This is a genomic window from Bradyrhizobium elkanii USDA 76 (assembly GCF_023278185.1).
Taxonomy (GTDB): Bacteria; Pseudomonadota; Alphaproteobacteria; order Rhizobiales; family Xanthobacteraceae; genus Bradyrhizobium; species Bradyrhizobium elkanii.
Window position 1 is genome coordinate 6135011 of sequence record NZ_CP066356.1, and the last position, 19797, is coordinate 6154807.

Genomic DNA, 19797 nt, shown 5'->3' on the forward strand with positions numbered 1-19797 from the left:
GCCAGAATCATTGGTGCCGGGGGCGAGCACCTGATGGGTCTGAACATGGGGTCATCAGCCTTACAGCGCGCTGGCTGCGGAATTAAACTTTGGTAATTGAGCAGGCCGTCGCTGCGGCAGAATAGCGCAGGCAAATAAAAGACTTAAAAGGGAACTAAAGCGGCTTGTCCGGCGCGGATTCCGCCGCCAGCAGCCGTTTCAGGCGCGCCTGCTCGTCGGACGTCAGTCCGGCGGCGGAATCGCCCCCGCCGGCGGCCGGATTTGCCTTGCGCCGGCCGAGCCGCCAGAGCGCAAAACCGCCCAGCAGCAGCGCCAGCGGCGGGGTCAGCCACAGCAGCAGCGTGTGCTCGTTGAGGCGCGGCTTCAGCAGCACGAATTCGCCGTAGCGGGCCACCAGGAAATCGATCACCTGGCGGTCGCTGTCGCCGGCCGAGATGCGTTCACGCACCAAAAGACGGAGGTCGCGCGCCAGCGGCGCCTCCGAATCGTCGATCGACTGGTTCTGGCAGACCATGCAGCGCAGCTCTTTGGAGAGCTCGCGCGCCCTCGCCTCCTTGGCCGGATCCGCCATGACCTCGTCGGGCAGCACCGCCCGGGCGGGCATCGCGCCGAGCATCAGGATCGCCGCAAGCATGGCGGCTGCAAGCGCGCGCCACCGCATCACTCGGCCGCCTGCAATGCGCGCGCCGCTTTCGCCGGCTTCGGCGCGCCGACCCGCAAGCGGCGGTCGGACAGCGACAGCATGCCGCCGAACGCCATCAGCACCGGTCCCCACCAGATCATCAGTACCAGCGGCTTGTGATAGATGCGCACCGCGATCGCGCCGTCGGCCGAGGTATCGCCGAGCGAGATATAGAGCTGGCTTGCTCCCCGCGTCATCAGCGCGGCCTCGGTCGTCGAGGCGCCGCGGGTCGTGAAGTTGCGCTTCGAGGGCGTCATCACGCTGACCTTCTCGCCGTCACGCGTCACGGTGAATTGCGCGACCATCTCGCGGAAGTTCGGACCCTGCCGCGGATTCAGGCCGTCGAGCCGCAACTGGTAGCCGGCGACGCGGGCGACGTCGTCCGGCTTCATCGCGCCGATATATTCGCTATTCCAGGTGGTCTCGCAGACGATCCCGATCAGCGCGACGCCGAGACCGGCATGCGCAAACGCCGTCCCCCAGGTCGCGCGCGGCAACCCGCGCGCGCGGCGCAGCGAGAGCGACAGCGGAATCCGGAACAGCGCGATGCGCTCGGCGAGATCGCATAGCGCGCCCATGATCACGAACACCGCAAGCCCGATCGCGAGCGGCGCCAACGTCGCGCCGCCATAGGTCCATGCCAACACCAGCGCCATCGCAACCAGCGCGACGATGCCGGCCAGCATCAGCCGCTGCGCCGCGCCGAGCAGATCGCCGCGCTTCCAGGCCAGCAGCGGCCCGAACGGCACCGCGAGCAGCAGCGGCACGAACAGCGGCGCGAAGGTGAAATTGAAGAACGGCGCGCCGACCGAAATCTTTTCGCCGGTCAGAACCTCGAGCGCCAGCGGATACAGCGTGCCGATGAACACGGTCGCGCAGGCGGTGGTGAGCAGCAGGTTGTTGAGCACCAGCGCGCCCTCGCGCGAGATCGGCGCGAACAGTCCGCCCTGCTTCAGCGCCGGCGCGCGCCAGGCATACAGCGACAGGCTGCCGCCGATGAAGACGAACAGGATCAGCAGGATGAACACGCCGCGCGTCGGATCGGTCGCGAAGGCGTGAACCGACGTCAGCACGCCGGAGCGCACCAGGAAGGTGCCGAGCAGCGACAGCGAGAAGGTCAGGATCGACAACAGGACGGTCCAGACCTTCAGCGCGTTGCGCTTTTCCATCACCAGCGCCGAATGCAACAGCGCGGTGCCGGCAAGCCACGGCATCAGCGAGGCGTTCTCGACCGGATCCCAGAACCACCAGCCGCCCCAGCCGAGCTCGTAATAGGCCCAGTAGGAGCCCATCGCGATGCCGAGCGTCAGGAAGATCCACGCCATCAGCGTCCACGGCCGCACCCAGCGCGCCCAGGCGGCGTCGATCCGTCCCTCGAGCAGCGCCGCCACCGCGAACGAGAACGAGATCGAGAAGCCGACATAGCCGAGATAGAGCATCGGCGGATGCACCGCGAGGCCGATATCCTGCAGCACCGGATTGAGGTCGCGTCCTTCCAGCGGCGGATTGGCGATGCGCAGGAACGGGTTCGAGGTGATCAGGATGAACAGATAGAAGGCGCTGGCGACCCAGGCCTGCACCGCCAGCACATGCGCGCGCAGCGACAGCGGCAGATTGTTGCCGAACGCCGCGACGAGGCCGCCGAACAGCGCCAGGATCGACACCCACAGCAGCATCGAGCCTTCATGGTTTCCCCAGACGCCGGTGATCTTGTAGAGCAGCGGCTTCAGCGAATGCGAATTCTCGTAGACATTGGCGACCGAGAAATCCGAGGTGACGTGCAGCGTCACCAGCGCCGCGAACGACGCCGCGACGAACAGCAACTGGGCGAGCGCGGTCGAACGCGCGACGTTCATCAGCGCCGCATCGCGCCAGCGCGCGCCGACGATCGGGACGATGGACTGGATCAACGCGAGCCCAAGCGCGAGCACCAGGGCGTAATGTCCACTTTCGGCAATCACCGCACGGCTCCCTGGGTCGGCGCCGCGGAGGCGCTCGGCGTATTGCCTGATTTGGCACCGTAGTCGTCCTTCCAGTGGCCCTGCTTCTTCAGGGCGTCGGCGACGTCCTTCGGCATATAGGTCTCGTCATGCTTGGCGAGCACGGTGTCGGCGCGGAACACGCCGTTCGCGTCGAGCACGCCTTCGGCGACGACGCCCTGCCCCTCGCGGAACAGATCCGGCAGGATGCCCTTGTAGGCGACCGGCAGCGTCGCGCCGCCGTCGGCGACGGTGAAGGTCACGGCGAGATTGTCGCCGCGATTCAGCGACCCCGGCTGCACCAGACCGCCGAGCCGGAAGCGCTTGCCCGGACCGAGATGCTTTTCGGCGACCATCGACGGCGTCGAGAAGAATACGATGGAATCGCGCAGCGCGTTCAGCACCAGGCCCGCGGCGATCGCCAGCACGACGAGCGCGCAGCCGATCAGTGTCAAACGCCGTTGTTTCCTGGTCATGGTCCATCCTTGCGCATGACATCCTCCGAAAACCGCTGCGCACTTTTCGGCGTCATGCGCTTATCCATCCAGCCCGAGATTCTTCAGCCCCTCATTGAGCTGACGCAACCGGTCCGCATCGTTGGCGACCGCCTGACGGGCATCCGCGAGCGCGCTCATTGCCTTGTCGCGCTCGCCCATCACGAGATAGGCGCGGACCAGCCGCAGCCAGCCCTCGACGTCGTCGCCATTGGTCTTCAGCCGCGTCGCCAGCCGATCGACCATGCCTTTGATCATGGTGCCGCGATCGGCCGCGCTCATGTCCCGGGCCGCGGCCACCGCGCTGTCCGGCAGCGCCGGTGCGCTGACGCCACCGGGCGAGCTGACGCCGCCGGTCACGCTGCCGCCGCCGGGCGCGCTGCCGCCGACGCGTACCAGCGCGGCCTGCACCAGCGGCCGCCACGGCGCGTCCGCCGGCGCCTTCGCCAGCATCTTCTGCCAGAGCGCCGCGGCGTCGGCCTTGCGGCCGTCCTGCTCGGCGGCAAGGCCGAGGAAATAGTTCGCCTTGGCATCGTCGCCATTCAGCGCGACCGCGCGCTCGAATTCCGCCTTGGCGTCCGCGGTGACGACGCCGCCAGCAGTCCCCATCAGCGCCTCGCCGAGATCGGCGCGGCGATCGGCGCTGTCGCCGGCATAGGTGATGGCGTTGCGATAGGCGCGGACGGCGTCATCGTAGCGGCCGAGGCGCGACAGCACCGGGGCCAGCACCGTCCAGCCGCGGCCGTCGGTCGGGTTCTTTTCGAGATGCGCCTCGACCTGCGCGACCAGATTGGCGAGCGGCTGGTTGGCGTCGGCCACCCGGCCGCGCTCGGCGAGCGGAAAGTCACCGAGGCGCGGCGAGCCGAGCGCGAGATAGAAGCCCGAGGCAATCACCGGCAATCCGACCAGGCCGACGATCGCGGCAGTGCGCCGCAGATTGAGGCTGCCTTGCATCGGGGTCTCACGTCCGCTCTGATCGGCGGCGGCCAACAGCCGGCGGCTGATCTCGACCCGCGCGGCATCGGCCTCGGCGGCGCCGATGATCCCGGCCGCCATGTCGCGGTCGATTTCGGCGAGCTGGTCGCGATAGACCACGACCTCGCTGCCGCCGGTATCCGCGCGCCCGCGGCGGCTGAGCGGCCACAGCACGGCAAAGATCGCCGCGACCGTCATCAGCGCGAACACAAACCACAGCGTCATCAAGCGGTTCCCGGATGGAACGGCGGCTTCCGGCAAGCCGCCTTAGAATCGCTTTACACTACCGGCGGCGAGCCCGGCAATTGACAATTGCTGGATCGACCGAAGGTCGAAATCAGCCGGTTTCCGGTGCCGTTCCGGCGGTATCGCAACAGCGTTACCTGGCCAAGGCGCGCCCGACCAAAATATCGAAAACAACCCCATGCAAAGGAGCCGGCGGCCGCCGGCGCTCGATTGACCGTTGACACGTCGGGCAAATCAGCCCCACACTTCCGTTATTCCGAAATTTCGCAAATGCTTGCCGTGGCGCAGGGCAATCGCATATGGGCTCGGTAGCTCCACAAACTCGTCATGCCCGGCCTTGTGCCGGGCATCCACGTCTTGGTCTCCGCAACAGAAAGACGTGGATGGCCGGGACAAGCCCGGCCATGACGGCGCGGAAACACCAGTGCTAGAGCCATATGCTTATCCTACGCCTTCGCGCGTAGCGCCGAAAATGCTCGCGAATTCTTTTCGCCCGTTGCTATCCGCGCTCTCGCTACCCCGCGCGCGAGGATTTGCGCTCGCCGGTCACGGCGTTTTCCGCCGCCCTGTTCATCAGGGAGGCGTAGTCGTGGCCGAACAGCACCTCGCAGAACCGGATCGCGGCCTTGACCTGCTGCTGGCGGAAGGCCCGGACCCGGGCGTCGCCGCCGCGCAGCGACTGCACCAGCCCTTCGGTCGACTGCTCGACATAATGTTGCAGGTCCGAGAAGGTCCGCAGCGTCACCTCGTTGATGGCGAGCTCGCTGGCATAGGTGCGGCACACCGCGACGAAATCGATCAGGGCGGCGGCGTCCTCGACCTCGGTCGCATCGATCTTGGCGCCGGCCGTAATGTCCTTGTCGGCGCGCTGGCGCAGGATGCGGCGGACCCGGCCCGGCACGCTGTCGATCTCCGATTGCAGCGCGTTGGAGGTATCGGCGCGAACCGAGGTGAGCTGGCGGCCCCAGGTGGAATCGTTGCGCAGATCGAGCTCGGTGCGCAGGCCGCGGACGCCGTCATGCAGGGTCTTGAGCTGCTCGCCGACATAATCGAAATGCCCGCGCCTGATGTCGGTCCGCAGGCAGGCCGCGACGAACGACAGATCATGCAGCGCGATGGTGACCGCGACGCCATACGGCATTGCCGCGACGCGGAGCTCGTCGTCGGAAGCCGCCATCTTGATGGCAAGGCGGACGATCTGCCATGGCGCGGCGAGCCGCTGCGCAATCAGTGACAGCGCGAACGGCAATAGCTGCGGCGTCTGCAACGACGGCAGCTTGAGCGCTTCGGTCGCTGAAGCGATCTGGGAATCGGCAAATACCCGGATCTGGCTCGGCAGCCGGCTTCCCAGGGTTTCCAGCGCTTCGCGGGCCTGCAGAACGAGGCCGATCGGCAGCAGGTCCTCGACAACGCTCGGCGGGCCGACGCGCGACAGCGCGCGCTGGCGGTCGTCCTGACTCGGCGCCGCGATCTTGAGGATGGCGTCCGCAGCCGCAAGCTGGAACTTGCGTGCGGCGACCTCCATCGGACCGCTTTCGGTAGCTGCAGCCAGCGCTGCCTCGAATTCGCGGGCCGCCTCCGGCGTCCCCTCGCGGGCCAGCCACTGCCAGATCGGCAGCAGCGAGGCGCGCCGGAGCTGGCCCGGCCGCGTCGGGAAATTGGTCTCGGCGAGGAACGGCTCGAGCGGCCGGAACAGCAGCCGCGCCGGGTCGTCGCTGCGCGGCTGGATCTGCTCGTCCTCCTCGGCGCCACGCGCGATCTTGCGCAACTGCTCCAGCACCAGATTGGCGACGGTGATGTCCTCGCCACGTTCGACGGCGCGCTCCAGCTCCCGCATCAGCAGCGCCTGCGATTGCGGCGGAAGCTGCGCGAGATAATCCCTCAGCCGCTCGGTCGATTTCTGGCTCATGCCCGGTCGTGAAAGCTTGGTGCCCGGCAAGCGCCGCAGCCCGTCCGCCCGCAATGATAGCGGTCGGCGCGTTAAGAAGCCGTTTAGGAAGAATAGCGGCGTCGAGTCTGCCAAAGGCAGACTAAGCGGGATGAGATAAGGTTGAGCTGGAACGGCGCCGAAGGATCACCTCTCCCTTGGGAGAGGTCGATTTGCGCAGCAAATCGGGTGAGGGGCTACGGTCTATCGGGAGAGCAAGAGCCCTCACCCGGATTGCACTGGACGATGCTTCGCATCGCCAGGCGCAATCCGACCTCTCCCCGGCGGGGAGAGGTGATCCGAAACCTTGGCGAGCCAATTCAACCAAAACTCATCCCGGTCTACACCGCCGGCAACATGATCTCCGCCCGCAGGCCGCCGATCGGCGCGTTGTTCAGGGTGAGATTGCCGCCATAGAGGCCGGCGAGATCGGTCACGATCGACAGGCCGAGCCCCGAGCCGGGTTTCGACTCGTCGAGCCGCTGGCCGCGCCGCGACACCTGGGCCCGCTCGGCTTCCGACAGGCCGCGCCCGTCGTCGTCGACCACAATGCGCAGTCTCGGCCCGGCGCCCGAGGCCTCGGGCGGGACCACGGTCACCTCGACGAACACCTGCGAAGCCGCCCATTTGCAGGCGTTGTCGACGAGATTGCCGACCATCTCCTCCAGGTCCTGCCGCTCGCCGCGAAACCGTGCCGCCGGATCGGCCTTCGCCTCGATCGAAAGGTCGCGATCGCGATGGATCTTCTCCATGGTCCGGCGCAGCGCCTCGATCACAGGTGCGACATCGGTGATGGTGCTGACGATAGTGGCACGGGCGGCGATCCGCGCGCGCTCGAGATGGTGCGCGACCTGGTCCCGCATCAGATCGGCCTGCTCCAGCACCTTGCTGGCGAACGGATCGCCGGCATGCGCGCCCGCCTCGTTCACGATCACCGACAACGGCGTCTTGATCGCATGGGCGAGATTGCCGACATGGGTGCGCGAGCGCTCGACGATCTCCCGGTTGGCATCGATCAGCGCATTGGTCTCGCGTGCCAGCGGCGCGATCTCGACCGGAAACCGGCCTTCCAGCCGCTCGGCGCGGCCGGAGCGGATATCGGCGATCGCATCCGAAATCCGCTTGAGCGGCGCGAGGCCGTAGCGCACCTGGAAGATCGTGGTCAGCAGCAGCACGATGCCGAGCGCGGCGAAGGTGCCGCCGAGATAGTAGTCGAAGCTGCGCGTCTCATCGAAGATCTCGGTGGCATCGCCAGCGACGCTGACCAGGAACTTGCCGTCGGCGCCGAGATCGACCGGCCGCTCCACCACGCGCAGGCTCTGGCCCTCGGGCCCGTCGACATAGCCGAGGCGGACGCCGGCAGCGGTCAACTCGGCGCCGTGCTCCTCGAGCTTGGGCAGCTTCTTGTCCCACAGCGAGCGCGAGGCGCGGGTCTCGCCCTTTTCGGTATCGGTCCGGGTGATCTGCCAGTACCAGCCTGACAATGGCAGGTCGAACAGCGGCTCGCCGAGCGACTGGAACTGGCGGTCCGCCGGCTCGTCCGGCGTCGCCACTTCGGCGATCAGGGTGCGCAGATAGAGATTGAGCCGCCGGTCGAAGGCGCGCTCGGTGGCGTCGCGATAGACCGACGACAGGATGACGCCCGTGATCGCCAGGATCACCACCACCCAGGCGGTCGCCGAGACGAACAGGCGTGTCGCGAGCGAGCTGCCGCCCATCAGAACATCGTGTCAGCGGCAACAGACATGGCGAATCCCGTCCTCCTGGCGCGGATCATGCCGTAGCCCGCACGTCGATCAAGCGCCTTAAGAGCATGATCCGATTGAATAGGATATGCCCTTATCCTATTGTTTGGTCGTGCTTTCTTCGCGCGAACGAACCGGCATCCATTTCGCTCGAAAATGCTTCAAGAGCATGATCTTTTCGGAAGACCGCTTCGCACTTTTCCGGATCATGCCCTAGGTCGGCGGCGACAGCATGTAGCCGAGGCCGCGAACGGTCTGGATGATATCGACTTCCAGCTTCTTGCGAATGCGCCCGACGAATACCTCGATCGTGTTCGAGTCGCGGTCGAAGTCCTGGTCGTAGAGATGCTCCACCAGTTCGGTGCGCGAGACCACCCGCCCGGTGTGGTGCATCAGATAGTCGAGCAGATTGTATTCGTGCGAGGTCAGCTTGATCGGATTGCCGTTGACGGTGACACGCTTGGTGCGGGTATTCAGCGCCACCGGCCCGCAGTTCAGTTCGACCTGGGCATGCCCCGTCGCGCGGCGCAGCAGCGCGCGGATCCGCGCCAGCACCTCCTCAAGGTGGAAGGGCTTGGCGACATAGTCGTCGGCGCCGGCGTCGAAGCCCTGAACCTTGTCGCTCCAGCGATCGCGTGCGGTGAGGATCAGCACCGGCATCACCCGCTTGTTCCGCCGCCAGGCCTCGAGCACCGAAATACCGTCCATCTTCGGCAGACCGATATCCAGCACGACCGCGTCATAGGGCTCGCTGTCGCCAAGGAAATGCCCCTCCTCGCCGTCGAACGCGCGATCGACCACATAGCCGGCGTCCGTCAGCGCGGTGGTGAGCTGGCGGTTCAGATCCGGGTCATCCTCAACGACGAGCAGACGCACTTTGGCCTCCGAGAGTGAGCATTACGACATTCCGGCACCAAATGAGGCTTCCGGCCGTGAACGGCTTATGAATGGACCCGCAAGGCGCCGCTTATTTTTTCGTCAGGTGCACCATCCCGGGAACCCGCGCAAGCACCCCCTGGTTCCCTCCATGAGATGCGCGCGAAACGAAATCGGGTTTCAGCTCAGAGTATCGTGATACCTTAAACTTGAAGACAATTGTTGCTGGCAACCTTCCGGCGGACCAGGGCACCGAGAACATGTCGGGTCATTTGCAGTCGACCGGCAAGTTAACCTTCGACGACCATTTTCATGTCGCTGACACGAGCGATGCGCTAATTCAACGGCGGCGCGCCGAGCGCACATGGACCGGGAAGAACGCGTTGCTTGTTTCAAAAATACGAAGGTTCGGCGTGATTGCAGGCTGGCTTGCGCTTGCCTTCATCGCCTTCGTGACACTGTCCCCGATCCAGGACCGTCCCTCGCTATTCCATCCGCAGATCGAGCATTTCGCGGCGTTCGCCGTGATGGCGCTGGCCTTCGTGCTGGGCTACCCGCGGCGCACCGCGCTGATCGTGCTCCTTGTCGTCTTCAGCGCGTTCACGCTCGAAGCAATGCAATTCCTGACACCGGACCGTCACGGCCGCCTGATCGACGCGATCGTCAAGGTGGCGGGAGGTCTCGCCGGCGTCGGCGTCGGTCGCTTCATGCTGCTCGTGCTGCGCAACCAGTTCGGCCGGCTGAGGCCGGGCGTGGAGCAGTCCGCAAGCTGAGCGGCCGGCGCTTTGCGCTCAATCGCGCTTCGGCGCTTCCGCCGACTTCATGTCGTCCTGCGCCATGCATTGCTGAAAGAAGTGCAGCCGGTCGCCATTCATCGGCACGGCCCCCGGTCGCTTGTAGGGGTAGACCATGTAGGCCGCGCGCAGGCAGCGCTTTGCGGTCTCGGCGGCGGGTGCGGCGACGGCGGCACTCGACGCCAGCAGGAGCGCCAGCACGGCGCTGAACCGCACGGACACCCCGCTCACGGTTTCTCGCATTCCGAGTAGAACACGCCATTGGCGGCCGCCAGCCGCTGCAGGCAGTGCCGCTTGTCGGTGACCGCGCCCTCGACGGTGAAATCGTAGGCCTGGGCCTTCAGGATCAGCGCGTAGCGTCCCGGCGGCAGCGGCGCGTCGTCGCGCGGCAGGACCTCGAACATCTGCGGATCGTCCTTGAGCGGCGCCGCGCGGAACGGGATCGAGATGTTGCGGATCACCCAGCTGTCGTCACCCGGCGAGACCACCGGCTTGCCGGCCGCGTCGAACGTGGTCTGCTGGCTCACATGCGCGATCAGGCGCACATCGATCGGATCGGAGGCGCTGCCGGCACCCTCGCGCCGGAACACGATGAAGCGGAGATGTCCGTCCGGCAGCGTGGTCTCGCTCGGCCGCGTGATCGCCGCCGAGATCGCCACCCGCGGATCTGGCGCGCGCCCCTGGATCAGTTGCAGCTCGTAAAGCTTGCCGGCGCTCTCGGCATAAACGCCGTAGGCGGTCGGCAATGGCCGTCTCGGCGCCGGTGGCTCGGCCGCAACCGCCGGCGCCGGCACGGCCGCGACCCCCGCCGGCCTTTGGGTTTCAGGCGGCGCCGATGCCAGCGTGCCGGCGATCATCGCGCGGGCCGCGGCCAACGACACGCCGCGTTGCTGCAGCAGGACAACGGCCGCGATCAGCCCGAAGAACGCCAGCATGACAATGTAACGCAGCGGCGCCGACGACGACCATCGCGGACGGCGCGACGCCGCGGCGGGCTCGACGCGATCGAGGGTCGTGACAAAGGCCGCCTCGGCATCGATCGGGGGCGGCGCCTCGATCCGCCGCGCGGCGCCCGCCGCTTCCAGGAATGCGGGCAGCGCCCGCGCCGGCGGGACCTCGAATTTCTCGATCACGTTGCTCTTGGTGTGCGCCTCGACGCCTTCGATCGCCACTTCCAGCGCCTGCATCAAACGCTGCTTCTCCGCCGGATCCTCGTGCGCGAGCTGCTGCAGTTTCTGCCGCGCGAGCTCGTAGACCGCGCTGCGCAGCTGCTGCGGGTCGGCGCTCACGGAATCGATGGTTCGCGCCAGCACCAGCGCGAACTCCACCTCGGGGTGCGCAGGACCGGTGTCCCTGACCGTTCTCTGGGCGGCGTCGGCGTCATAAATGTTAGTCTGGTTTGCCCATAATGTTACAACATTCTATGTGGATTTTACTGTTAACACAAACCACCCGGCCGGCGGATGACACCGCGGTTTGACCGTCCCGATCCGAGCAGCAGCAGCAGGATTCATTGACCCGTTCTCTGCACATCCTGGACCAGTGGTGGTTCGCGCCCAAGCGGGACCGCCGATCCTGGCCGGACCTCCTGCTTCTCGCAGGATGGGTCGCGCTGGTCGGATTCCAGATCGGCCGTCATGTGATGTGGCGCGACGAGGTCCGCGCGCTCACCATTGCCCTGAACGGCGACGATCCGGTCGCCATGCTGCGAGGGTTGCATGGCGAGGGCCACCCTGCCCTTTGGTACCTTCTGCTGCGCGGCGCACATGCCGTATTCGATCGGGTCGAGGTGCTGCCCGCCGTCGCCTTCGTGGTCGGGCTCCTCACGGTCGCACTGCTGATCTTCCGCTCGCCATTTCCGCGGCCGCTGATCCTGCTGTTGATCACCGGCCATGCGCTGTTGTTTGAATACGTCGTGATGGCCAGGAATTACGGCATCTCGGCCCTGTTGCTGTTCGCGATCGCGGCCTGCTATCGGGCTCACCGCGACCGTGGTTTGCTGCTCGGCGCGCTGCTGTTCCTGCTCGCCAACACCAACGTCGTCGGCGCGATCATGGCCGGCGCATTCCTGCTGTTCTGGCTGCTCGACCTGCTTGACACCGATGGCTGGCGCTGGTCGCCGCAACTCGCCAATTTCGCGATCAATGCAACGATCGCGACGATTGGCGTCGTCATCTGCGCCGTGACGATGCTGCCGACCTACAATGACGCCGCGGCCCGGGACTGGTCGCACGAGTCACCGCTGGCGGCGGCAATTCTTGCGCTGGTGAACCCCGGCGCAACGTCGCTGGGCGCGCTGTTTGCCAATCTGCTGCCGGGGGTCGCGGGATCGGCGCTGCTGTTCGGCGCGACGCTCGGGCTGCTGCCGCGGCGACCGGCCTTTCTCGCCGCCATCGCCGCCCTGCTGCTGACGTCGCTGTTCTTCGCCGTCGCCGCCAACGGCGCCTACCGCCACGCCGCGGTCTGGCTGAGCTTCCTGATCGCGCTTTACTGGATCGGCTGGAGCAAAGTCACCGCGCCATCGGTCTCCCGCGCATGGCTCGACCGGCGCTTGCCGGCGATCGGACGCGTGTCGCTCCTGCTGGTGCTCGCGATCCAGACCGCCGCCGGCATCAACGATCTGCGCAATGCAGTGACCGGCGTGGTCGCGAGCCGCAGCGCCGATCTCGGCCGCCTGATCGCCTCGCGCGCCGATCTGGCCAACGCGGTGATCCTCAGCGAGCCGGAATGGCTGGTCGAGGCGCTGCCCTACTACGTCAAGAACCCCCTCTATCTCGCGCGCGACCACAAATTCGGCAGCGTCGTGATCTTCTCGCGCAAGGGCAAGATGGACGGCGATCTCGGCGAGACCCTGCGCCTCGCCCGCGAGCTTCGCGACACGAGCCGCGCGCCCGTCATCATCCTGCTGGCCTACCGGCTCAACGAGATCACGCCCGACCGGATCTACGACGAAGGCAAGGACTGGCGGACGTTCCGTGCCTCAGCGGCGCAGATCCGCGATTTCCGCGAAGCGACCACGATGCTCCGCCGCTTCGGCCCCGCCAAAACCGACGAGAGTTTCGACGTCTACCTCCTCAACTAGGCGATCGATCGACGACGACAGAAAAGGACCGCGCGATGGCGCTGATGGACAGTAAGGTCGAAGCCGGCAAGCCGCCGGCCGCAAGCATCCGGCAGTATCTCGCCATCCTGCGGCTCGATCACAGCACCAAGCACGTCTTCATCGTTCCCGGGATTGTCCTCGCCTGGCTGTTGCGCGGCCCGAGAGGCGAGCATGTCGCAAGCGCGATCGTCCTCGGCCTTGTGGCCGCGATCTGCATCGCGTCGGCCAATTATGTGATCAATGAATGGTTCGACCGCGACTTCGACCGGCATCACCCGACCAAATCGCAGCGCTCCGCGGTCCAGAGCGCGATGGACGGCAGGATCATCGGAATCGAGTGGCTGCTGCTGGTCGCGCTCGGTCTCGTCTGCGCATCTGCGAGCAGCCGCCTGATGCTGTTCGCAACCGGCATCTTCGCCCTGCAGGGCATCGTCTACAATGTCCCGCCGCTCCGCAGCAAGGACAAGGCCTATTTCGACGTCATCTCGGAATCCGTCAACAATCCGCTGCGGCTGTTGATCGGCTGGGCGATGATCGACCCGACCTCGCTGCCGCCGGGCTCGGTGATCCTGTGCTACTGGTTTGGCGGCGCGTTCCTGATGGCGGCCAAGCGGCTGTCCGAATATCGCGAGATCGCCGCGTCCCACAGCAGGGAGCTGCTGGCGCGCTACCGCGCGAGCTTCGCGCACTATACCGAGGTGTCGCTGACGGCCTCGTGCCTCAGCTATTCGCTGTTCTCGGTGTTCTTCCTCTCGGTGTTCCTGGTGAAGTACCGCATCGAGTACGTCCTTGCGATGCCGCTGGTGGTGATGCTGTTCACCACCTACTTCTCGATGTCGACGTCGCCGGGGTCGTCGGCGCAGAAACCCGAGAAGCTCTATGGCGAGCGCGGCCTGATGCTGCTCGTGCTGGCACTGGTCGCCGTCTTCCTGGTGGCAAGCTTTGTCGACATGCCGTTCCTCGCCCGATTGGCGGAGCAGCACTACATCACCTTGAACTGAGGTGCTGTGGACGCAGGCGGTTATCGCCGGCGCGGATGGGCCTTCCGGTGCCACGCCCAGGCCGAGCGGATGATGTAGCCAAGATCGGACCGGCTGGCCTTGAAGCCGAGGCCGCGCTCCGACCTGGAGGGATCGGCCACCAGGATCGGCGGATCGCCGGCCCGGCGCTCGCGCACCACGCTCGGCACCGCTTCACCGGTCTCGGCGCGGATCGCGTCGAGCACCTGGCGCACCGAATAGCCGGTGCCGGTGCCGAGGTTGAACACGCCGCCGGCGTCGCCCTTCAGCAGCAGTTCGAGCGCCGCGATATGGGCGCTGGCGAGGTCATCGACATGGATGTAGTCGCGCACCGCGGTGCCGTCAGGCGTGTCATAGTCTTCGCCGAAGATCGCAAAGTCCGGCACGTGCCCGAGCAGCGCCATCAGCGCGCGCGGAATCAAATGCGTCTCGGGATCGCGAAGTTCGCCGATGGTGACGGAGGCGTCGGCGCCGCAGGCATTGAAATAGCGCAGGCAGACCGAGTTGAACCGATAGGCCGCGCGGTAGTCGGCCAGGATCTGCTCGATCATCAACTTGGAGCGGCCGTAGGGATTGACGGTCGGACCTGCAGCACTCTCGGGAATTGGATCGCGTCCGGCGTTGCCGTAGACCGCGCCGGTCGAGGAAAACACCAGGCGGCCGCAGCCCGCCTCCCGCATGCCGCGCAGCAGTCCGAGCGTGCCGGCAACGTTGTTGGTGAAGTATTTCTGCGGATCCGCCACGGACTCGCCGACCGCACTGAACGCCGCGAAATGCATCACGGCGAGCGCATCGTGCTCGCGGATGGTGGCGGCGATCCTGTCGTGGTCGGCGACGTCGCCGATCACGAGCGGTCCCCAGCGCACGAAATCACGGTGACCGGTGGACAAATTGTCGTAGACGACCGGCAGAAACCCGGCCTCGGCAACCGCCTTGGCGCAATGGGACCCGATGTATCCCGCGCCGCCCGTGATCAGGATCGAACCCCTGCTCGCCATTTGAACTTATTGCCCTGCGCGCGAACCAATTCTGCGCCTCAACAGGCGCAGTGATCGCATCGGTACGACATTCCGTCCGAGGCGGCAAAATGACGATGGGAATAGCGTTAAGACCGAACGGATTTGCAGCCGAAGCAACGGCTAGCGCGACCCCAGCGGCACGTTGGTCCGTTGACCGACCGGCGGCGCGTGCCGCGACGGTCTGCCATAGGGGTAAGCCGGTGTTGCCGGCGGGACCGGCTGGGTCGCCTGCGGCCGCGACGTCGGAACGCCGCCGCCCGGCCCATCGATCGAATAGCGCGTTGCGCCCTGCGCGGTCTGTCCGGTGCCCTGTGCAAGGGCGGGGACGGTGGCGACGACCAGCGCCGCTGTTGTGACAAGGCCGGCCAGCTTCATGTCGATGCCTCGATGGGTTGGACCGGGTCAACCATCGATGCCTCCAATCGTTCCGGCAATGTCGCCGCAGCGGGCTGGCGATCGTCCTTGATGCGAAAAATGGCGTGGCGAAATGTCTCGCCGCGCCATTTTCGATCGATGGAGCTCGTTCAGAACTTCAGGCGCCGGCCTGCGCGACGGCGGCCCAGTGATCGGGGTTCGCCGGGGTCTGCATCCTGACCCAACGATAACGCGCCTGCGACCAGCTGCGGATCTGCGCATTCAGATTGTCGAGCACGATGTCTCCACCCCTGGCGCGGACCACCAGCACGAGATGATGTTCGCCGGAGGAGGTCACAACCTCGCTCAGCAGAAGGTCGCGCATCGGCCAGCCGCGCGCCAGCAGCTCGTGGCGCTTGCTGACCGCGTAATCGTTGCAATCGCCGCGCGCCGGATTGATCAGCCATTCCTCGCCGGCAAGTCCGCGTTCGTTGCGCTGGGGCGCGATGCTGCGATTGACCGAAGCGTTGACCTCGATCAGGTCGGCGATGCGCTGCCTGGTCAGGCGCGTGGCGCCGCCGCGGAACACCATCCGGGCGCGGGCTTTCGGCTTGCACTCGTCGGCATAGCGCATGCAGAACATGGTGTAGGCCATCGGCGCCAGCGTCGGTTCGCTGAAGCGGATCTTCTCGATCACGCCGCGCAGCGGCAGCGGGAAGCCGACCATTCCAGCCTGGGTGTTCCGTGCGCTTGTCCCGAGCGCAAGGACGGCCAGAACCAGGGCCATCACTCTCTTGACGTTGTACATTCTTCACTCCCCACAGTGACGGGAAGCATGTACGGGAAATGTCTTGAGCTTGGGCTCAAGCGCGCGGCGGCATTTGTTTCAAATGCGAGGGTGCGCGCGAGCAGTCCGTTAACCAAGCCTGCGGGGCGCCGCCGTCAGGTCAAGCGCCGATTGCGGCCCGAAATCTTTCGTTCCCATGCCGGCATGGTTGGCCTGCCGTGAAGCCGCCGGCGCGCTCTGTTAAATCGCCACCCGCTGCCTGGGTGCGATCCCGCACCAGCTCATCACGAGATCGGCGAGCATCTTGATCTCGAGATCCGCGGGCGTCCCGCCGGCAAAATCGGCGACCGATTGCCCCAAGGCGACGGCGCGAACATAGGCCGAGCGACTGCCGATCATCGGCCCGATCTCCTCGTCGAGCGTATCGAGCTCCTCGATCAGCTGCTGGCCTTCGAGGGTGCGCTGGTCGACGCGGTTCGGCACGATCATGGCACGGAGCGCCGTTCGCCGCGTGGCACGCACCTCCCGCACGATGTCGAGCGTCCGCGCGGTGGCCTCGATATCAAGGCCGGACGGCGTGCATGGCATCAGCACGATATTGGCGACCGCGAGCACGGCGCCCAGCACCCGATCGTTCGGCGCGGAGTCCACCACGATGATCTGATGCGGAATCTGGCGCATCAGCCTGGCCCATTCGGCGACCGGCCGGGTTTCCGGGTCAAGCTGGTAGACGGGGAACGACAGATTGCCGGGCTCGGCCCAGTGACACGCGGACGCCTGCGAGTCGGCGTCGACCAGTCCCACGACGCCCGTGCGCCGATCCAGTTCTGCGGCCAGCAAGACCGCGAGGGTCGTCTTTCCGACCCCGCCCTTGCGCTGGGCAACCGAGATGACAAGCGGCATCGCAAACTCCTGGCGTTATCCCCCGTGCGTGCGCGGGAGGACACCTTCATCAACGAGCGTCAGCATCCGCGGCAGACAGACCCGCTTTGCGTCGTAATTGTCCCGCACGAAGCTGCGCGCCTTCATCCGCATCTTCTTGAAGGCCTTGGGCCGTGACAGCACCGAGACTACCTGATCCGACAGCGCATCAATATCAAAAAACGGCACCAGCAGGCCGTTGCCGTCCGAGATGATATCGCGAAGCGGGGCGGTGTCGGACGCCACCACCGCACATCCCGCGCTCATCGCCTCCAGCAGCGACCAGGACAGCACGAAGGGATAGGTCAGATAGACGTGCACCGAGGATATCTGCAGCAGCTCGAGATACGGTTCCCGAGGAATCCGGCCGAGGAAATGCACCCGGCGCAGGTCGATGTCCGACTTGATCTCGTCCAGGAACATCGACTTCCAGCTCGAGCCCTTGGGCGGATTCGCGCCGTAGGATGTCCCGCTGCCGCCGACGATCACGACCTGCGCATTCGGCCGCGCGGCGAGGATCCTCGGCAGGGACCGCATGAAGACATGGAATCCGCGCACCGGCTCGAGGTTGCGCGAGACGTAGGTGATCACCTCGTCGTCCGCCGACAGCGTCGCACCGTTCGGAAGCTGAAACCGCGCGACCGGATTGGGCTTCACCTCGTCGGTGTCGACGCCCTCGTGGATCACCTCGATCTTGCTCTGAAACTCGGCGGGAAAGGTCGACCTCTGCCATGGCGTCGGCGAGACGCCCGTATCGCATTCCGTGAGCGCCAGCAGCGTGGTCGCATTCTTCAGATGGAGTGCGACATTGCCATCAAGGCCCGTCATGGGAAACTCGGGATCGAAGCCGACGTCCCTGCCCTCGGCACCGTAGTAGAATTCGCAATAGAGGATGATCCGCGCGCGCGGAAACATCGTGCGCAGCGGCAGCGTCTCGCCCCAACCGGGATGCGCGAAGATCAGGTCGGGCACGAAGCCCTGCCCCGACAGCGACGACAGCGCGTACAGAACCTCTTCCGCACGCCGCGATTCGACATCGAAGCGCCGGGCAAACGGATGGACGACCGCGGAATCCGTCTTGGTCGTCGAATATTTGAGCAGCCGGATATCCGGCGTCGTGCTCGCGGTCGATGAACCGACCGCAACGACCCTGTTGCCGGGCTGCTCCGCGAGCGCGCGCGCAATGTGGCGGTACTGGGCTGGAAAGTTATTGTGGACGAACAGGACGTTCATTGGCGGGCGAGCGCGCCCTCCGGCCGCGCGGTCTTCAATTGGGGTCAGGGTCTGCATCATCACCGGCGGTGTGTCATCGATTGGCGGGCGAAACTATCTTACCGGATTAACATTAAGACCCCTTCTATCACACAGATTTTTGGGGCACACTGCAGGGGACTTATCAATCCATTCCGTTAGGCTCGCAGGCGACAATGAACGAACAGATTCAGCAGAAAACCATTGATCTGGCACGGGGTCTCTTCCTGGTTCGATACAATGGCGCAGATGATAAGGTGTCACCTCCGGTGGTGCGCGTATACGCGGATCGCGCCAGTCTTAACAATTGTAATATCATTACCGGACCGGACGTGGTCAATGGAACCCTGTTCGCGCCCGAGACCGCGCTGGTCGTGTCGGTCGCCCGGCCGAGCCGCCTGATCGTCGAGGTCACCGCAGGGCGCGTCGGCGGGTCGACCGCCGCCAATATCAAGATCGAGCCGCTGACCCAGGGACAACCGGCTGAGCAGCCGGCCAGCCAGCCATTCGACATGTTCGAGCCGGAGGCTGGGCCCGGCGAGTTGAGCGACCTCAAGCTGCTCGCACATGTCGCGGGCCTGGGCGACGTGACGGTCGGCTCGAATGTCTGGATTGCCGGACCGTCCGCGCCGGCCCGGATCGAGGGAATTTCCCTCGAATGGCCCAACAAGCCGCGCGATCTCCACCTGCAATATGCCGTCAAGTTCGCCCGGCCGCAGCGGGGCGACAACCAGTTCGTTCCTCTCGGAACTTTTGCCGGAACCCGGGGACGCGCGTTGGCCATCACGGGGTTCTCGCTGGAGGCCACGGGTCCCGGCGCGGATCGCTACGCCATCGCGGCTGAAACCATTTTCCTCGGGGCTCCAGCCCTGCGGGTCACCGGGAACCGGATTGTGGTGTCGGGTCCTTCAGGACGGGAACCGCTGGTGGGCCTCAAGCTCAATCTCGAGGAGCGCCGGGTCCAGGCGGCGCCCCTCGCGCCCCAGCAGCCGCGGCGCGTCGAGCCCGCCACTCCGACTCCGATGCCGCACCAGGACGGACCGCGCCTCGAGGGACGGGTGCGCGTGTTCCGGAGCCGGCAGGGCGCCGTCAAGACGGCAGGCTGACCATGCGGGCAGATAAGGGCGCCATTTGACCGCCGACGCGCGCAGGATCGCCTTTACGTCCAAAACGCTCCACCACGTCGATCTCGAGCGGGCCGCTGTCGGGGCGCTCGAGGCGCGTGATTTCCGCTTGGCGTTCGCGCTCGCCGACCGCCGCTGCCGGATCCTGCCGCATCCGGGCGCCCGCGCTCATCTGCTGCGCGCGGAAGCGTTGTTTCATCTCGATCTCAGGGATGCGGCGATCGCTGGCGTCGCGAGGGCGCTCGAGCTCGAGCCTGACGATCTGGTCGCCGCCCGGCGAATGATGGCGTGGGGCGACGACCTTCAGCAGATCGAGGCGGCGCGAAGCGTCACGCGGCGTGATGACGATCCGGATTCGGTCAGGGGCGCCCTGCTGCTGCTCGAACAGAGCGGCCAGGACAGCTGCGCCCGCATCGACTTTCTCGATGAAGAAGTAAAGGGATGGGTGACGTGGCGCGGGCCGGACGACCCGCACCTTTCGCTGGCGCAGGCGGATCAATC

Annotated in this window: 19 protein-coding genes; 4 read left to right on the forward strand and 15 right to left on the reverse strand. The window is 66.0% G+C overall.

Annotation, left to right across the window (positions count from 1 at the left end):
• Positions 1–154: 154 nt before the first annotated feature.
• From JEY66_RS29680 to JEY66_RS29710, 7 genes are all read right to left on the reverse strand, one after another.
• Positions 155–661, reverse strand: coding sequence for a cytochrome c-type biogenesis protein (locus JEY66_RS29680; RefSeq protein ID WP_018270732.1), 507 nt, complete (start codon positions 659–661; stop codon positions 155–157).
• Complete coding sequence (locus JEY66_RS29685) at positions 661–2643, reverse strand: heme lyase CcmF/NrfE family subunit (RefSeq protein WP_026192537.1); 1983 nt, start codon at positions 2641–2643, stop codon at positions 661–663. The genes JEY66_RS29680 and JEY66_RS29685 overlap by 1 nt, the downstream gene beginning before the upstream one ends.
• Positions 2640–3137 (reverse strand): cytochrome c maturation protein CcmE, encoded by a 498-nt coding sequence (ccmE, locus tag JEY66_RS29690; RefSeq protein ID WP_026192536.1) that lies wholly within the window; start codon positions 3135–3137, stop codon positions 2640–2642. Before ccmE ends, JEY66_RS29685 begins: the two co-directional genes overlap by 4 nt.
• 60 nt (positions 3138–3197) lie before the next feature.
• Complete coding sequence (ccmI, locus tag JEY66_RS29695) at positions 3198–4355, reverse strand: c-type cytochrome biogenesis protein CcmI (protein ID WP_018270729.1); 1158 nt, start codon at positions 4353–4355, stop codon at positions 3198–3200.
• Between the two features lie 535 nt (positions 4356–4890).
• Positions 4891–6285, reverse strand: a complete 1395-nt coding sequence (locus tag JEY66_RS29700; RefSeq protein WP_018270728.1) for a serine/threonine-protein kinase — start codon at positions 6283–6285, stop codon at positions 4891–4893.
• A gap of 359 nt (positions 6286–6644) precedes the next feature.
• Positions 6645–8021 (reverse strand): sensor histidine kinase, encoded by a 1377-nt coding sequence (locus JEY66_RS29705; RefSeq protein ID WP_018270727.1) that lies wholly within the window; start codon positions 8019–8021, stop codon positions 6645–6647.
• A 240-nt stretch (positions 8022–8261) separates the two neighbouring features.
• Complete coding sequence (locus JEY66_RS29710) at positions 8262–8924, reverse strand: response regulator transcription factor (RefSeq protein ID WP_016841655.1); 663 nt, start codon at positions 8922–8924, stop codon at positions 8262–8264.
• 209 nt (positions 8925–9133) lie between these two features.
• Here JEY66_RS29710 and JEY66_RS29715 point away from each other — a divergent pair, with 209 nt between their 5' ends.
• Positions 9134–9697 (forward strand): VanZ family protein, encoded by a 564-nt coding sequence (locus JEY66_RS29715; protein ID WP_018270725.1) that lies wholly within the window; start codon positions 9134–9136, stop codon positions 9695–9697.
• Between the two features lie 18 nt (positions 9698–9715).
• Here the strand turns inward: JEY66_RS29715 and JEY66_RS29720 are convergent, their stop codons facing one another.
• Both JEY66_RS29720 and JEY66_RS29725 read right to left on the reverse strand, forming a co-directional pair.
• Entirely contained in the window at positions 9716–9949 is a 234-nt protein-coding gene (locus JEY66_RS29720; protein ID WP_244620843.1) for a hypothetical protein, read from the reverse strand.
• Entirely contained in the window at positions 9946–11031 is a 1086-nt protein-coding gene (locus JEY66_RS29725; protein WP_244620844.1) for a hypothetical protein, read from the reverse strand. Before JEY66_RS29725 ends, JEY66_RS29720 begins: the two co-directional genes overlap by 4 nt.
• A 200-nt stretch (positions 11032–11231) precedes the next feature.
• Here JEY66_RS29725 and JEY66_RS29730 point away from each other — a divergent pair, with 200 nt between their 5' ends.
• Together JEY66_RS29730 and JEY66_RS29735 are read left to right on the forward strand one after the other, a co-directional pair.
• On the forward strand, positions 11232–12800 hold the full coding sequence (locus JEY66_RS29730) for a hypothetical protein (RefSeq protein WP_018270722.1): 1569 nt from the start codon (positions 11232–11234) through the stop codon (positions 12798–12800).
• A 35-nt stretch (positions 12801–12835) separates the two neighbouring features.
• Positions 12836–13822: a UbiA family prenyltransferase gene (locus JEY66_RS29735; protein ID WP_018270721.1), complete on the forward strand. Its 987-nt coding sequence runs from the start codon at positions 12836–12838 to the stop codon at positions 13820–13822.
• 20 nt (positions 13823–13842) lie between these two features.
• Here the strand turns inward: JEY66_RS29735 and galE are convergent, their stop codons facing one another.
• The 5 genes from galE to JEY66_RS29760 all read right to left on the reverse strand — a co-directional run bounded on the left by galE (position 13843) and on the right by JEY66_RS29760 (position 18154).
• Complete coding sequence (galE, locus tag JEY66_RS29740; protein WP_018270720.1) at positions 13843–14838, reverse strand: UDP-glucose 4-epimerase GalE; 996 nt, start codon at positions 14836–14838, stop codon at positions 13843–13845.
• 141 nt (positions 14839–14979) lie between these two features.
• Positions 14980–15234 carry a hypothetical protein gene (locus JEY66_RS29745; RefSeq protein ID WP_018270719.1) on the reverse strand — a complete coding sequence of 85 codons (255 nt, stop codon included), beginning with the start codon at positions 15232–15234 and terminating at the stop codon, positions 14980–14982.
• Between the two features lie 157 nt (positions 15235–15391).
• Positions 15392–16021, reverse strand: a complete 630-nt coding sequence (locus JEY66_RS29750; protein ID WP_026192534.1) for a transglutaminase-like cysteine peptidase — start codon at positions 16019–16021, stop codon at positions 15392–15394.
• A 219-nt stretch (positions 16022–16240) separates the two neighbouring features.
• On the reverse strand, positions 16241–16903 hold the full coding sequence (locus JEY66_RS29755; RefSeq protein ID WP_016841664.1) for a ParA family protein: 663 nt from the start codon (positions 16901–16903) through the stop codon (positions 16241–16243).
• A gap of 15 nt (positions 16904–16918) precedes the next feature.
• Complete coding sequence (locus tag JEY66_RS29760; RefSeq protein ID WP_018270717.1) at positions 16919–18154, reverse strand: glycosyltransferase family 4 protein; 1236 nt, start codon at positions 18152–18154, stop codon at positions 16919–16921.
• Between the two features lie 194 nt (positions 18155–18348).
• Here JEY66_RS29760 and JEY66_RS29765 point away from each other — a divergent pair, with 194 nt between their 5' ends.
• Entirely contained in the window at positions 18349–19278 is a 930-nt protein-coding gene (locus JEY66_RS29765; protein ID WP_041482631.1) for a hypothetical protein, read from the forward strand.
• Here the strand turns inward: JEY66_RS29765 and JEY66_RS29770 are convergent.
• A complete protein-coding gene (locus JEY66_RS29770; RefSeq protein ID WP_157183443.1) occupies positions 19262–19795 on the reverse strand; it encodes a hypothetical protein in 534 nt (177 codons plus the stop codon). The two genes, JEY66_RS29765 and JEY66_RS29770, sit on opposite strands and share 17 nt — an antisense overlap.
• Between the last annotated feature and the right edge of the window lie 2 nt (positions 19796–19797).

Coding starts and splice junctions, on each gene's coding strand:
- JEY66_RS29735 (WP_018270721.1), top strand. CDS start 12,836: ATGGCGCTGATGGACAGTAAGGTCGAAGCCGGCAAGCCGCCGGCCGCA.
- JEY66_RS29680 (WP_018270732.1), bottom strand. CDS start 661: ATGCGGTGGCGCGCGCTTGCAGCCGCCATGCTTGCGGCGATCCTGATG.
- JEY66_RS29750 (WP_026192534.1), bottom strand. CDS start 16,021: ATGTACAACGTCAAGAGAGTGATGGCCCTGGTTCTGGCCGTCCTTGCG.
- ccmE (WP_026192536.1), bottom strand. CDS start 3,137: ATGACCAGGAAACAACGGCGTTTGACACTGATCGGCTGCGCGCTCGTC.
- JEY66_RS29755 (WP_016841664.1), bottom strand. CDS start 16,903: ATGCCGCTTGTCATCTCGGTTGCCCAGCGCAAGGGCGGGGTCGGAAAG.
- ccmI (WP_018270729.1), bottom strand. CDS start 4,355: ATGACGCTGTGGTTTGTGTTCGCGCTGATGACGGTCGCGGCGATCTTT.
- JEY66_RS29760 (WP_018270717.1), bottom strand. CDS start 18,154: ATGAACGTCCTGTTCGTCCACAATAACTTTCCAGCCCAGTACCGCCAC.
- galE (WP_018270720.1), bottom strand. CDS start 14,838: ATGGCGAGCAGGGGTTCGATCCTGATCACGGGCGGCGCGGGATACATC.
- JEY66_RS29700 (WP_018270728.1), bottom strand. CDS start 6,285: ATGAGCCAGAAATCGACCGAGCGGCTGAGGGATTATCTCGCGCAGCTT.
- JEY66_RS29705 (WP_018270727.1), bottom strand. CDS start 8,021: ATGGGCGGCAGCTCGCTCGCGACACGCCTGTTCGTCTCGGCGACCGCC.
- JEY66_RS29765 (WP_041482631.1), top strand. CDS start 18,349: ATGAACGAACAGATTCAGCAGAAAACCATTGATCTGGCACGGGGTCTC.
- JEY66_RS29745 (WP_018270719.1), bottom strand. CDS start 15,234: ATGAAGCTGGCCGGCCTTGTCACAACAGCGGCGCTGGTCGTCGCCACC.